The organism is Pseudomonas atacamensis, assembly GCF_017167965.1.
Classification (GTDB): Bacteria; Pseudomonadota; Gammaproteobacteria; order Pseudomonadales; family Pseudomonadaceae; genus Aquipseudomonas; species Aquipseudomonas atacamensis.
In genome coordinates, this window is record NZ_CP070503.1 from 5,157,083 (window position 1) to 5,170,034 (window position 12,952).

General features: G+C 60.2%; 11 protein-coding genes, 1 tRNA gene and 1 pseudogene. 5 read left to right on the forward strand and 8 right to left on the reverse strand.

From position 1 onward, the window contains the following. Window positions 1–166 precede the first annotated feature (166 nt). Entirely contained in the window at window positions 167–1,162 is a 996-nt protein-coding gene (cra, locus tag JWU58_RS23540; protein WP_024011578.1) for a catabolite repressor/activator, read from the forward strand. Window positions 1,163–1,165: 3 nt separating this feature from the next. Next, complete coding sequence (locus JWU58_RS23545; protein ID WP_125917895.1) at window positions 1,166–1,942, forward strand: TatD family hydrolase; 777 nt, start codon at window positions 1,166–1,168, stop codon at window positions 1,940–1,942. 124 nt (window positions 1,943–2,066) lie between these two features. Here the strand turns inward: JWU58_RS23545 and JWU58_RS27615 are convergent, their stop codons facing one another. The 5 genes and pseudogenes from JWU58_RS27615 to JWU58_RS23565 form a co-directional block, all read right to left on the reverse strand. Then, a complete protein-coding gene (locus JWU58_RS27615) occupies window positions 2,067–2,996 on the reverse strand; it encodes a methyl-accepting chemotaxis protein (RefSeq protein ID WP_371915159.1) in 930 nt (309 codons plus the stop codon). Then, a pseudogene (locus JWU58_RS27620) lies at window positions 2,973–4,064 on the reverse strand (methyl-accepting chemotaxis protein); the annotation flags it as partial. The pseudogene JWU58_RS27620 and the gene JWU58_RS27615, both read right to left, overlap by 24 nt. Window positions 4,065–4,307: 243 nt before the next feature. After that, complete coding sequence (gene ampE / locus JWU58_RS23555; RefSeq protein WP_076565795.1) at window positions 4,308–5,147, reverse strand: regulatory signaling modulator protein AmpE; 840 nt, start codon at window positions 5,145–5,147, stop codon at window positions 4,308–4,310. Then, window positions 5,144–5,704 (reverse strand): 1,6-anhydro-N-acetylmuramyl-L-alanine amidase AmpD, encoded by a 561-nt coding sequence (gene ampD / locus JWU58_RS23560; protein ID WP_125927175.1) that lies wholly within the window; start codon window positions 5,702–5,704, stop codon window positions 5,144–5,146. Before ampD ends, ampE begins: the two co-directional genes overlap by 4 nt. 64 nt (window positions 5,705–5,768) lie before the next feature. Next, window positions 5,769–7,946, reverse strand: coding sequence for a DUF1631 domain-containing protein (locus JWU58_RS23565; RefSeq protein WP_206421065.1), 2,178 nt, complete (start codon window positions 7,944–7,946; stop codon window positions 5,769–5,771). A gap of 266 nt (window positions 7,947–8,212) precedes the next feature. Here JWU58_RS23565 and nadC point away from each other — a divergent pair, with 266 nt between their 5' ends. Continuing rightward, entirely contained in the window at window positions 8,213–9,061 is an 849-nt protein-coding gene (nadC, locus tag JWU58_RS23570) for a carboxylating nicotinate-nucleotide diphosphorylase (protein WP_016771747.1), read from the forward strand. Between the two features lie 87 nt (window positions 9,062–9,148). Here nadC and JWU58_RS23575 read toward each other — a convergent pair whose 3' ends face one another. Then, window positions 9,149–9,448, reverse strand: coding sequence for a DUF6388 family protein (locus JWU58_RS23575; protein ID WP_024011573.1), 300 nt, complete (start codon window positions 9,446–9,448; stop codon window positions 9,149–9,151). Between the two features lie 355 nt (window positions 9,449–9,803). Between JWU58_RS23575 and JWU58_RS23580 the strand changes: the two genes are divergently transcribed. Together JWU58_RS23580 and JWU58_RS23585 are read left to right on the forward strand one after the other, a co-directional pair. Next, a complete protein-coding gene (locus tag JWU58_RS23580; protein ID WP_081489836.1) occupies window positions 9,804–10,055 on the forward strand; it encodes a type II toxin-antitoxin system HicA family toxin in 252 nt (83 codons plus the stop codon). Then, window positions 10,052–10,393, forward strand: coding sequence for a type II toxin-antitoxin system HicB family antitoxin (locus JWU58_RS23585; RefSeq protein ID WP_016771749.1), 342 nt, complete (start codon window positions 10,052–10,054; stop codon window positions 10,391–10,393). Before JWU58_RS23580 ends, JWU58_RS23585 begins: the two co-directional genes overlap by 4 nt. Before the next feature lie 19 nt (window positions 10,394–10,412). On the opposite strand, the gene JWU58_RS23590 is transcribed toward JWU58_RS23585, so the two are convergent. Both JWU58_RS23590 and pnp read right to left on the reverse strand, forming a co-directional pair. Further along, a tRNA-Thr gene (locus JWU58_RS23590) sits at window positions 10,413–10,485 on the reverse strand. Between the two features lie 291 nt (window positions 10,486–10,776). Continuing rightward, window positions 10,777–12,882 carry a polyribonucleotide nucleotidyltransferase gene (gene pnp / locus JWU58_RS23595; RefSeq protein WP_024011572.1) on the reverse strand — a complete coding sequence of 702 codons (2,106 nt, stop codon included), beginning with the start codon at window positions 12,880–12,882 and terminating at the stop codon, window positions 10,777–10,779. Between the last annotated feature and the right edge of the window lie 70 nt (window positions 12,883–12,952).

Here is a 12,952-nt window from a genome sequence, read left to right on the forward strand (position 1 = left end):
ACGCTTGCTGAAACGTTTAATCTAGATTGATCGGCACGTTACTCGATAATGTCTCATCCTTGAAGTCCAACTGGTCGGATCTGCCCAGGCAATAAGTCGACTGCCCTTATCGGGTAGGATTGGCGAAAATGTCGCGGCATGCTCGAAAAAACAAGGAAATACCGGGTTGAAACTCAGTGATATCGCGCGGTTGGCCGGCGTCTCCGTCACCACCGCCAGCTACGTCATCAACGGCAAGGCCGAACAGCAACGCATCAGCAACGCGACCGTCGAGCGCGTGCGCGCGGTGGTCGATCTGCATGGCTTTACGCCCAATCCGCAAGCGGCCGGCCTGCGCAGTCGGCACACGCGCACCCTGGGCTTTATCCTGCCGGATCTGGAAAACCCCAGTTACGCGCGGATCGCCAAGTTGCTCGAACAAGGCGCACGGGCGCGCGGTTATCAATTGCTGATCGCCAGCTCCGACGATGCGCCGGACAGCGAGCGCCAGTTGCTGCAACTGTTCCGCGCGCGTCGCTGCGATGCGCTGATCGTCGCCAGTTGCCTGCCGGCCGGTGATGACAGCTATCGCCAGTTGCAGGCCAAGGGTCTGCCGATCATCGCCATCGACCGGGTCATGGAGCCGGAGCATTTCTGCTCGGTGATCAGCGACGACCGCGAGGCCAGCCTGCATCTGACTCAAAGTCTGCTCGATCCGCAGCCAAAGCAGATCGTGCTGCTCGGCGCACGCCCGGAGCTGAGCATCAGCCAGGAACGTGCCGCCGGTTTCCGCGCAGCGCTCAACGATTTCAAAGGCGAGGTGCTGGTCGAGCACGCCGAGTCGTTCAGCCGCGAGTGCGGCAAGCAATTGATGGAAGAACTCCTGCAGCGGCTGGGGCATTTGCCTGACGCGCTGGTGACCACCTCCTACGTGCTGCTGCAAGGCGTGTTCGATGCGCTGCATGATTTCCCGCTGAAATCGCGGCCGCTGCGCCTCGGCACCTTCGGCGACACGCAGTTGCTGGATTTCCTGCCGCTGCCGGTCAACGCCATGTCCCAGCAACACCAGTTGATCGCCGACAAGGCCCTGGAACTGGCCCTGGCCGCCGTCGAGCAGGATGACTACCAACCGGGCGTGCAAGCCATCGCGCGGACCTTCAAGCAGCGTATTCATCGGGACTGAAGCGTGGAGCTGATCGACAGCCACACCCACCTCGACTTCCCAGACTTCGACGCCGATCGCGCCGAGTTGCTGGCCGAAAGCCGCGCTCTCGGCGTGCGGCGCATCGTCGTGCTGGGCGTGCATCAGGGCAACTGGCAACGGGTGTGGGATCTGGTGCAGAGCGATGCCGACCTGTACGCGGCGTTCGGATTGCACCCGGTGTTTCTCGATCAGCATCGCCCCGAAGATTTGCATGCGCTGGGGGACTGGCTGACGCGCTTGCGCGGACATCGGCAGTTGTGTGCGGTGGGCGAGATCGGCCTGGATTACTTCATCGAAAACCTCGATCGCGAACAGCAACAGGCGTTGTTCGAAGCGCAGCTGCAACTGGCGGCGGACTTCGGGTTGCCGGCGCTGATCCACGTACGCCGCAGCCACGCAGCGGTGATCGCCACGCTCAAGCGCTTCAAACTCAAACGCGCCGGCATCATCCACGCCTTCGCCGGCAGCCGCGAAGAAGCGCGGGAATACCTCAAGCTCGGTTTCAAACTGGGTCTTGGCGGCGCACCGACCTGGCCGCAGGCGCTGCGCATGCATCGGGTGCTGCCGGAACTGCCGCTGCAATCAGTGGTACTGGAAACCGACTCACCGGACATGGCCCCCGCCATGTTCCCCGGCCAGCGCAACAGCCCGGCGCATCTGCCGGCGATTTGTGCGGCGCTGGCCGAGCTGATGAATATCACGCCTGAACAACTGGCCAACGCCAGCACCGCCAACTGCTGCGAAGTCTTCGGCTGGTAACACCGCCATCCCCTGTGGGAGCGAGCCTGCTCGCGAAAGCAATCTGGCAGTGACATCGTCAATGTCTGACCCACCGCCTTCGCGAGCAGGCTCGCTCCCACATTTTTGATCCGGTTCCAGCCTTTCAGACACGAAACGCGCTGATCAGTTGTTTGAGCTCAACCACCTGCGCCGACAGCGCACGGCTGGCATCTTCGGTCTGGTGTGCGCCTTGTGCTGTGCGTTCGCCGGCGCGGTTGATTTCGACGATGTTCTGGTCGATGTCATGGGCCACGGCGGTCTGCTGTTCGACGGCAGCGGCGATTTGCTGGTTCTGGTCGACGATCATGCCCACCGCGCCAAGAATGTTCTCCAGCGCCTGCTGGACCTTCTCCGACTGGCCCACCGTGCCGTTGGCCATCTGATGGCTGACGCCCATGGCCTTCACCGCCGCGCCGACGCCACCGTGCAGCTTGGCGATCATCTGCTCGATTTCTTCGGTCGATTGTTGGGTGCGCTTGGCCAACGTGCGCACTTCATCTGCGACCACGGCAAAGCCGCGCCCCTGCTCGCCGGCTCGCGCCGCTTCGATAGCGGCGTTGAGCGCCAGCAGGTTGGTCTGTTCGGCGATGCTCTTGATCACCTCAAGCACACGGCTGATCGACTGGCTGTCGCTGGCCAGTTGATTGATCACCAGCACCGACTGATCGATTTCGCTGGCCAGCGCGGCAATGCTGCCCTGTTGCGATTCCACCAGCCCGCGCCCGCTGAGGGTTTCGTCATTGACGCTGTGGGCGCTGCTCACCGCCGCAGCAGCACTGCGCGCGACTTCCATTGAGGTCGCCGACATCTGGTTCATCGCCGTCGCCACTTGTTCGATTTGCGAGCGCTGCCCGGCCACGGCCTGATTGCTCTGCGCCGACACGCTCTCCACCTGCCCGGCCTGTCGCTCGACTTCGCCAACGGTGTGGCCCACGCGTTCGATCAAGTCGTGAATCTTCTTCACCGTACCGTTGAACACCTCGCCCAACTCGCCCAGCTCATCGCGGCTGCTGGCCTTGAAGTTGACGGTCATGTCACCGGCCGCGACCTTGTCCATCATCGCGCCCAGGCTTTTCAGGGTGGTCCGGGTCGAGGCGTAGAAACCGCCATAAAGATAGAAAATCAGCACGAACACCACCGAAAGCGCCGAGGCTTGCAGAATCATGTGCGTGCGGTTCTGCGCCAGTCGCTGCTGCAACTGGTTGTCGAGGAATTTCAGCGTGGCCTGATTGAGCTGGTAGGTGTGCTCCATCAGCCCGGTGACCTGATCGTAGAATGCCTGCCACGGCGCATCGAGGGTGTCGGCCATCACCACTTGTTCTTCGAACAGCTCGCTGGCCTGCTTGAGCGAAGCCTTGCTGGTGTCAGCCTGCGCGCTAAGGGATTCGCGTGCGGCGTTGCTGGAGCCGAGGGCGTCTTGCAGTTTCAGGGCGTACTCGGCCTGGAGTTTTTCGAGCTGCACCAACAACTCGTCAAAACGCGTGCTCGAGGAACTGTTGAGAAAGCCCTGGCCCAACGAATACGAACCCATCGCCCGGCCTTCGCCGAGGGTTTGCGTGACACTGGGGGTAATCAGCGTGACCAGTTCGCTGAGCTGACGAATGTCGCTCTGGTTGTCGCGGCTCAACCCGGCCTGACTGGTGATGATCTGGCTGAAAATCTGCGCACTGGCCAGCAACTTGCCGATCAACGCGCTTTTGCTTTGCAGCGAGCTCTCCGCCTGCTGGGCCTTGAACGCGGCGATCATTTCATCGCGCTTGGCCTCGAACTGCTTGATCTGCTCGGGATCTTCGGTCATCGCCGTCAGCCCTTCGAGGCGCGCGAGCACAGCCTGCTCCAGCGTCTGGATCTGCGCTTCGACATTGCCGGCCTTGCCGGACTGGCCGAGGGTGACGTCAATCTGCACCAGATTGTTCAGGGTTTCCAGATCCCGGCGCAGGGTCAGGCTGCTGCCCAACAGGTCGAGGCTTCGCAGTTCGACGCGAGTGCCCTGAAATTCGCGATAGGAGTCGCGTACCAGATAGAAATTGGTCACCAGCATCGGCACTAGGAACAGCACGCTGATCAGGCTGAACTTCATGCCGAAGCTCAGACGGTTCATCAGCGAGACGGCGGGATAGAGCAAGCTCTTCACTGGAAGTCTCCCTTGGTTTTTCTTGTTTTTATTGGCAGGCGCGGGACGACAGCAGATAGCCACTATCGGGCGCTATCTCTGTATAGCGTAAATCGGCGGGAGGTTTTGTAACTTATGGTTACTGATGCATGGTGGAACAGGGTTTTCAGGGCTGCGACGCAGCCCATCGGGGATAAATCCCCTCGCCACAATGAGTTTCACGCTGGCTTATCAGTGAACCAGAACCGTCCACAAGGCAAACCCGGCATACCACAGCACCGCCGCGCGCAGCAGCAGTTCCCACAGGCAATCGAGGGTGTTGATGCCGTCCGGGCCGACCACTGGCGGTGGAACTTCCCCGGCTGCCAGGCCGACCTTGTTGATCAACTGCGCAGCGCTGATGTTCCAGTTCAGCAGCTCATGCAGCATCACCCGGCTGACCGCGACGAAGTTGCCGACCAAGGCCAGACTCGCCGCCAGCAAACGCACCGGCACCCAATCGAAGGCATGACGCAACTGCGCAGCACGCTCGACCAGCGCCGGATTGCTGCCGTGCTCTTCGGCCAGCGCCAGCAAGCGATAGGCCAATGCCGCCACCGGACCGAGGAGGAAGTACCAGAAGATCACCGCAAAAAAACTCTGATAGGCCTGCCACAGCAGATGCCCCTGCACTTGTTCAAGCAATTGCTCGCCGCTGTCGGCGCAGATGTCCAGGTCGCGCTTGGCCACGTGGGCCGCCGCTTGCAGATCCTCACGGCGCCAGGCGTCGCGGAACGGTCCGAGGCCGCCGAGCAGGTCGCCACGCCCGAGGCTGTAAATCACCACCAGCAAATGCACCGGCAGCGCCAGCAGACCGTACGCCACCGGTTCCAGCACCAGCAGCAACAGCGCCAGCAACGCCACCGGGCACAGCACCAGAATCGTCAGCACCAGCCACGGTTGCCTGGCCAGCCGTTTGCTGTTTTCGAGTTTGTGCAGTTCGCGGATCCATCCGCCGTCGCGTTGAAGCCGATGGCGCAGGGCCGAAAACTTCTCGATCCACACCGCCAGCAGTAACACCAGAAAACTCATTGTCCTTCCTCTTTTGCCAGGGCTGCGCGGTAGCGTGCCCAGTCGAATGCTGGTCCCGGATCGGTCTTGCGCCCCGGAGCGATATCGCTGTGGCCACAGATACGCTGAGCGGTGATCGCCGGAAAACGTTTCTGCAACTGCCGGGTCAGCGCAGTCAACGCGCGATATTGCTCGTCGGTGAACGGCAGATCATCGGTGCCTTCCAGCTCGATGCCGACGGAAAAATCGTTACAGGTTTCACGACCCTCGAACACTGAAACGCCTGCATGCCACGCCCGCGCAAGACAAGAGACAAACTGGGTGACCTTGCCGTCACGTTCGATCAGAAAATGCGCCGAGACGCGCAGGTCAGCGATGCCTGCAAAGTACGGGTGTTCGGTGACATCCAGACGATTCTGGAAAAATTCCTGCACCTTGCCCGTGGCGAATTGCGCCGGCGGCAGGCTGATGTTGTGGATGACCAACAGGGACACTTCGCCCGCCGGGCGCTCATTGAAGTTGGGCGACGGGCAGATCTGCACGCCATGACACCACCCGCTCGCGGGATCCAACTGCATACCGATTCCTTCAACGCCGACCATGTGGGCGCCCAGTATGCCGCGATCCGCCCCCGCCGCGCGATCACTTGCCGCGATTGAGTCGCCGCAGGTCGCCCAGCACCGATTCCAGTGCGCGGTCGAACAGCAAGGTGTCATCCAGCGCACGCGCGGCGCCACGGCTGAAAGCCAAGGCGAGGTCGGTGCGGCTGTGCTCCAGCACCTTCGTCCCGGTGCGGTCGACGAAGACATATTTGCCGGTCTCTTCGATGATCGCGGCGAGTTTGCAACGCAAGCTCTGTTCGTCGTCTGCGTCGAACACCACCCAGTGGCCCACACGCAACTGCTCGACCTGAGACAGACCGGCAGCGTCTTGCGCCAGGCGCGGCGCCGGGGTGGCTGCTGCCTGGTCGGCGCTGTGCTGCAAGACCTCGGGCGTGACTTCGATCAGCGGCATGGCGCTGTGATCGGCATCGTCGGAACGCTCCAGCACGCGTACGTGCAGAGCCTCCAGCTCACTGAAAAATTCGCTGGTGGCAAACGGGTCGAACGCGGTGCTGCTCAGGCCATCGCGCAGTGACTTGAGCAAACCCGGGACCAGTGCCAGCAGGCGCAGGCTGGATTCGCCGTCGTCATGGCGCTGCACGCTCCAGACCAACTGTTCCATGGTCTGCACGTCGGCGTGCCATTCGGCGGACTGATCGCCGTGCTTGAGGCAGGTTAGCAACAGCACTTTGCTCCAGGCCTGCTGGACGAAACTCACCACCGTCGCCGGCAGCACTTTGCCCAGTAGCGCCTGTTGCAACGCCTGCGCGACACGCCGCTGAGCCAGCTCGGCCTTCGCCCGGCCTTCCTCGGCGTCCCGCAAGCGTTGTTCCAGCAGTTCAGTGCGACGGCGTTCTTCCTGAGTGAAGGCGAGGAAGTCGGCGAGCAGTTCGGAGAAGATCGCCGGGTCGTCGACAAACTCGCTCAGCAAACGCTGCACCACTTGCTCGATGCGCACGTAGAGGCTGTCGCGCTCAGCGCCGTCGCAATCGCTCCAGCCCATTGCGGCCTCGGCGATTTCGTTGAGCAGGCGCCGCGCCGGGTGCGTGCTGCGGCTGAAGAAACTCTTGTCCAGCACGGCGACCTTGAGCATCGGAATCTGCAATCGGCCGATCAGCGCCTTGAGCGCGTCAGGCACGTTGCGATCGTCGAGGATGCAGTCGAAGACCATGGCGATCAGGTTGATCACATCTTCGTCAGCAGTCGCGACGACGCGGGAGCGGCCACTTCTGACGCTGACCCGGGTCAGCAATTGTTCGAGCTGATGGCGCAGATCGAAATCCTCCTGGGCCTCAAGCGCCGGTACGTATTGCTGCAAGTGCGATAACAACCGCAGCAGGTCGCGGGTGTTGATCGGATGCGCCGGGGCGCCGGGCTCCAGGGTCGGTGTGACGCGGCCGCGCACCTGGGCGAGCAATTGCTGCATCGCGGCGAACACTTGCTCGATGCCTTCGTCCGCTGGCGGCTCGTCGAGATCTTCAATCAATGTGTCGCTGTCCGCAGGCTCGACCATGCGACGAGCCACGGCGGGCTTCAGATGTGGCAACACGCCGGTGGCGAGCAACAGCTGATTGGCCTCGCCATACAGCTGCTCGGTGTCAGCCAGCACATAGCGTTCGAACAGCTTGAGCAGGATCAGCTTGACCTTGATCTCGACGCCGAGGTTACGCCCGGCCTGCAGGAAATATTCGCAGAGCATCGCCGGACTCAGCGGGTTGTGCTGATCGTCCAGACGCTTGCCGAGCATCGAGCTGAAGCGTGCGGTCAGTTGATCGAGAGCGAAGCCGTCGCGCTTGAGCACGCGACTGACCATGGTCTGCACGGCGACGGTACGCTCCATGGCATCGGTGCGCGGCGCCGACTCTTCGAGCACCGGCGTGCGTGGCAGGGTGTTGGCGGCGGGATCGTATTGGGTAAGGCCGGCGAAGGCTTCAAAGAACAGTTCCAGAAAGCCGCGCTCGATATTCTTGCGCTTGAGGCGCAGGTCGCGCATGGCTTCGAAAAAGATGTTCTGATCGACGTCGTTACGCGCCCGGTCGGCCATTTCGAACAGCGTGTCGTCGGCGTTATCGAACAGCTCCTGCAAATCGTGGCGCAGCTGCTGCGCAGCCTTGTCGCGAACCTGCAGCAGAATCACCGGCAAGCGGGCAAGCGGCGAGTGGTCCGCCAAATCGGCAGTCGCCCGGTGCAAAGGCACCACTTTCCCGTCGTTGCGCATCCAAGCCTCCTGGAACGGTGATTCGGTTCGTCGCTTTCGACACTGCCCCAGCGGAGTCGTTCGTCAAAGCCATGACGTCAAATACAAGGCGGATTATCTGGCAAAAGAGGCCGGCGATGCTATAGGCCTCAGGGTTTCCCCTATACGCCATACACCTCGCACTCAGCGCAGGAAATCGACCAGATGCGCCAGGCACGCACGTTCTCGCCTTGGGTTGGCTCGCGCCCTGCCCCTATAATCGAACCACTTTGTTTGTGGAGTCCGTTATGCCGAATCTACGTCTCGCCGATCTGACCGCCGAAATCGAAAATAACGTGCGCCGTGCGTTGCTCGAAGACGTCGGCAGCGGCGACATCACCGCGCAACTGATCCCGGCCGAACGCCTGGCCAAAGCCACCATCATCACCCGTGACGACGCCGTCATCTGCGGCACCGCGTGGGTCGATGCGGTGTTTCGCCAGCTCGATCCGCGCGTGGCGGTGCATTGGCAAGTGGTCGACGGCCAGCGGGTCAAAGCCAATCAGCCGCTGTTTCACCTCGAAGGCCCGGCTCGCTCACTGCTGACCGGTGAACGCAGCGCATTGAACTTCCTGCAGTTGCTGTCTGGCGTGGCGACGCGCGCGCAGTACCTGGCAGACTTCGTCGGCGAGACGCAGGTCAAGTTGCTCGACACCCGCAAAACCCTGCCCGGCCTGCGTCTGGCACAGAAATACGCCGTAACCTGCGGCGGCTGCCACAACCATCGCATCGGTCTCTACGACGCCTTCCTGATCAAGGAAAACCACATCGCCGCCAGCGGTGGCATCGCCGAAGCCGTGGCCGCCGCACACAAGATCGCCCCGGGCAAACCGGTGGAGATCGAAGTGGAAAGTCTTGAAGAGCTGAAGCAGGCGCTGGAAGCCGGCGCCGACATCATCATGCTCGACGAACTGAGCCTGGACGACATGCGCGAAGCGGTACGCCTGACCGCCGGCAAAGCGAAACTGGAAGCCAGCGGCGGCATCAACGAAAGCACGCTGCTGCCGATCGCCGAAACGGGCGTGGATTACATTTCGATCGGTGCGATGACCAAGGATGTCAAAGCGGTGGATCTGTCGATGCGACTGAGCCTCTAGACGCAGCGGCAAGCTACAAGCTACAAGCTACAAGCCAAGCGACTCTGCTTTGACTTGCAGCTTGTAGCTAGAAGCTCACAGCTGCTCTTATACGACGAGATTATTCATCTCGCAGTACTCTTCCCACTCGACACCCAAGACTTCCGCCGCTTCCTTGTGCAGCACGAGGCGCTGCGCCTCGAACTCCTCCGGCGTGCTCGTGTACTTGAGGGTCAGCTCCCACGGCTGCAAGCCCTGCGCTTCGGCTTCGTCTTCGAAGGCCCACTGGATCTGGTCTTTCTGATCATCGGGACTCAGGTCCTTGATCTCTTCCTTCAGGTCCGGCACATCCAGAAGGTATTTTTCCAGCGCTTGTTCGTGGCGTTGCTCTTGGGTCAATTCAGTCATGGGGTTCTCGCTGATCTTAGGAATGGAGGATGGATCTGGATCATCAAGGATCTCTCTGACGCAGGAAGCCATTGGAAGCTCGGTTTTTCCTGGCCTTCAGGACCATTCGTGGATCATCTGAAAACAACGGTGCTTGCTTGTCTGGTACGAAGGAATCCTAACAGAGACGCAAGCCAGTGCAACCGGGGGAATGAAATGAAGGGTGGTATGCGCTTGGTTACAGTTTCCTGTTTCCATGCGCGAAATTCACTGCGTATAAATCCTCGCCATCGCCTTTGATGGTCAAGGCGAACGAAACCTTCACATTGACCGCCCAAAAACAGGCAACTATATTCAGTTGCAATCATAGGCCAGCATGTCAAAGACTGAAAAACTTCTCGCCAAACTAGTCAACGGCCGAAGCGCATTCACATGGTCCGAGCTTGTCACTCTGTTGGCGCGTCTTGGTTACTCTCAGCTAGAAGGATCCGGTAGCAGGATCAAATTCGACAACGGGAATCCGAGCGCATTAATCAACCTGCACAAGCCACATCCCGGAAATGAAATCAAAACATACGCAAGACGCCAGATTATCGAGCAACTGAAAACAGGAGGCCTGATTCCATGAGTTCCCAGCTGCACTACAAAGGCTATGTTGGCTCTATCGAGGCGAGCACGGAAGATAAGTGCCTGTTCGGAAAACTCCTTTTCATCAGGGCGCTGGTTAATTATGAAGGACAAACGGTGGCTGAACTGGAAGCAGCCTTTCGCGAGGCGGTAGATGACTATTTACAAACCTGTGAGCAGCTCGGGCAGAAGCCTGAAATCCCATGCAAAGGATCGTTCAATGTTCGCATCGGTCACGATCTGCATTTAGCAGCGGCTCTGGCGGCAACCCGTCAAAATGTGTCGTTGAATGATCTGACACGTCAAGCATTGAACGAATACCTCCAACACCACGCATAAAACCGAAGGCGAAAATTTTTGCCCGAGACAGGAATCGAACCTGCGACCTTCGCGTTACGAGTGCGCTGCTCTACCGGCTGAGCTACACGGGCGGTGGGCTAAACCTAGCACCGGTCTCGAGCTGCGGCAAATTTGTGGGTTGTCTGATGGTTTTCTTTTGAGAACCACATTTGTGGCGAGGGGATTTATCCCCGTTGGGCTGCGAAGCGGCCGTGAATCTGGCACCTCGGTGTTTCAGGCGGTCGGCAGTGTCTGGTTTTACGACTGCTTCGCAGCCGAACGGGGATAAATCCCCTCGCCACCATTGCTTTATTTCAGATAAAAAAATGCCCCCGCCGTTTGCACGGCGGGGGCATCTTCATTGCGCTAAAGCGTTGGGGTGATTAAACGCCCGAAGCCTTGGCAGCTGCCACGTCTTTGATGGACAGCTTGATACGGCCGCGGTTGTCCACGTCCAGTACCAGCACTTCCACTTCCTGACCTTCTTTCAGAATGTCGGTGACTTTCTCTACGCGAGCGTCGCTCAGCATCGAGATGTGCACCAGACCGTCCTTGCCCGGCAGGATGTTGACGAATGCGCCGAAGTCGACGATGCGCTCAACCTTGCCGACGTAGATCTTGCCGATCTCGGCTTCTGCAGTGATGCTCAGAACGCGCTGACGAGCAGCTTCTGCGGCATCCTTGGTTTCGCCGAAGATCTTGATCGAGCCGTCGTCTTCGATGTCGATCGAAGCCTTGGTTTCTTCGCAGATCGCACGGATGGTCGCGCCACCTTTACCGATAACGTCACGGATTTTGTCGGTGTCGATCTTCATTGCGATCATGGTCGGAGCGTTGGCCGACAGTTCGGTACGCGACTGGCCAATGATCTGGTTCATCTGGCCGAGGATGTTCAGGCGCGCTTCAAGGGCCTGGCCCAGAGCGATTTCCATGATCTCTTCGGTGATGCCCTTGATCTTGATGTCCATCTGCAGTGCGGTAACGCCTTTGGCGGTACCGGCTACCTTGAAGTCCATGTCGCCCAGGTGATCTTCGTCGCCGAGGATGTCGGTCAGGACGGCGAACTTCTCGCCTTCTTTAACCAGACCCATGGCGATGCCGGCCACCGGTGCCTTCATCGGTACACCAGCGTCCATCAGTGCCAGGGAAGCGCCGCACACGGAAGCCATCGAGCTCGAACCGTTGGATTCGGTGATTTCCGACACCACGCGGATGGTGTACGGGAACACGTCAGCGGCTGGCAGCATGGCCGAAACCGAACGACGGGCCAGACGGCCGTGACCGATTTCGCGACGACCGGCGCCACCCATGCGACCACACTCGCCTACCGAGAACGGCGGGAAGTTGTAGTGCAGCATGAACGGGTCTTTCTTTTCGCCTTCCAGGGTGTCCAGCAGTTGCGCGTCACGGGCGGTGCCCAGTGTTGCCACAACCAGCGCCTGGGTTTCGCCACGGGTGAACAGTGCCGAACCGTGAGTCTTCGGCAGAACGCCAACTTCGATGTTCAGCGGACGTACAGTCTTGGTGTCGCGACCGTCGATACGTGGCTTGCCGTTAACGATATTTTCGCGAACGGTGCGGTATTCGATTTCGCCGAAGGCTGCTTTGACTTCAGCAGCGCTTGGCTGGCCTTCTTCACCGGACAGCTTGGCAACCACCTGGTCCTTCAGCTCACCCAGGCGAGCGTAACGGTCGGCCTTGATGGTGATGGTGTAAGCCTGGGAGATCGCTTCGCCGAACTCGGCACGGATAGCGCCCAGCAGTTCGGTGGCTTCTGGCGCAGGAGCCCAGTTCCAGGTTGGCTTGGCGGCTTCGGCAGCCAGTTCTTTAACTGCGTTGATCACAACCTGGAATTCGTCGTGAGCGAACAGTACCGCGCCCAGCATCTGGTCTTCGGTCAGCTCTTTGGCTTCCGATTCAACCATCAGCACGGCGTCGGAAGTACCGGCAACGACCATGTCCAGGCTCGAAGCGGCCTGCTGCTCGTAAGTCGGGTTCAGCAGGTAGCCGGTGCTTTCGTGGAAAGCCACGCGAGCGGCGCCGATCGGGCCGTCAAACGGAATGCCGGAAATGGCCAGGGCAGCCGAGGTACCGATCATCGCAGCGATGTCCGGATCGGTCTTCTTGCTGGTGGAAACGACGGTGCAGACAACCTGCACTTCGTTCATGAAGCCTTCTGGGAACAGCGGACGGATCGGACGGTCGATCAGTCGGGAAGTCAGGGTTTCTTTCTCGGAAGGACGGCCTTCACGCTTGAAGAAACCGCCAGGGATCTTACCGGCGGCGTAAGTCTTTTCCTGGTAATGAACGGACAGAGGGAAGAAGCCCTTGCCCGGATCGGCTTGCTTTGCACCGACAACAGTCACCAACACGCTAACGTCGTCGTCAACGGTGACCAATACTGCGCCGGAGGCCTGACGGGCGATACGGCCTGTCTCGAGGGTAACGGTCGATTGACCGAACTGGAATTTTTTGATTACCGGGTTCACGGTGTCCTACCTTCTTTGTGGCTCTTGGGGGAAACGGTTTCTTGCGAATTCTTGGGCAATCTCGGGAATC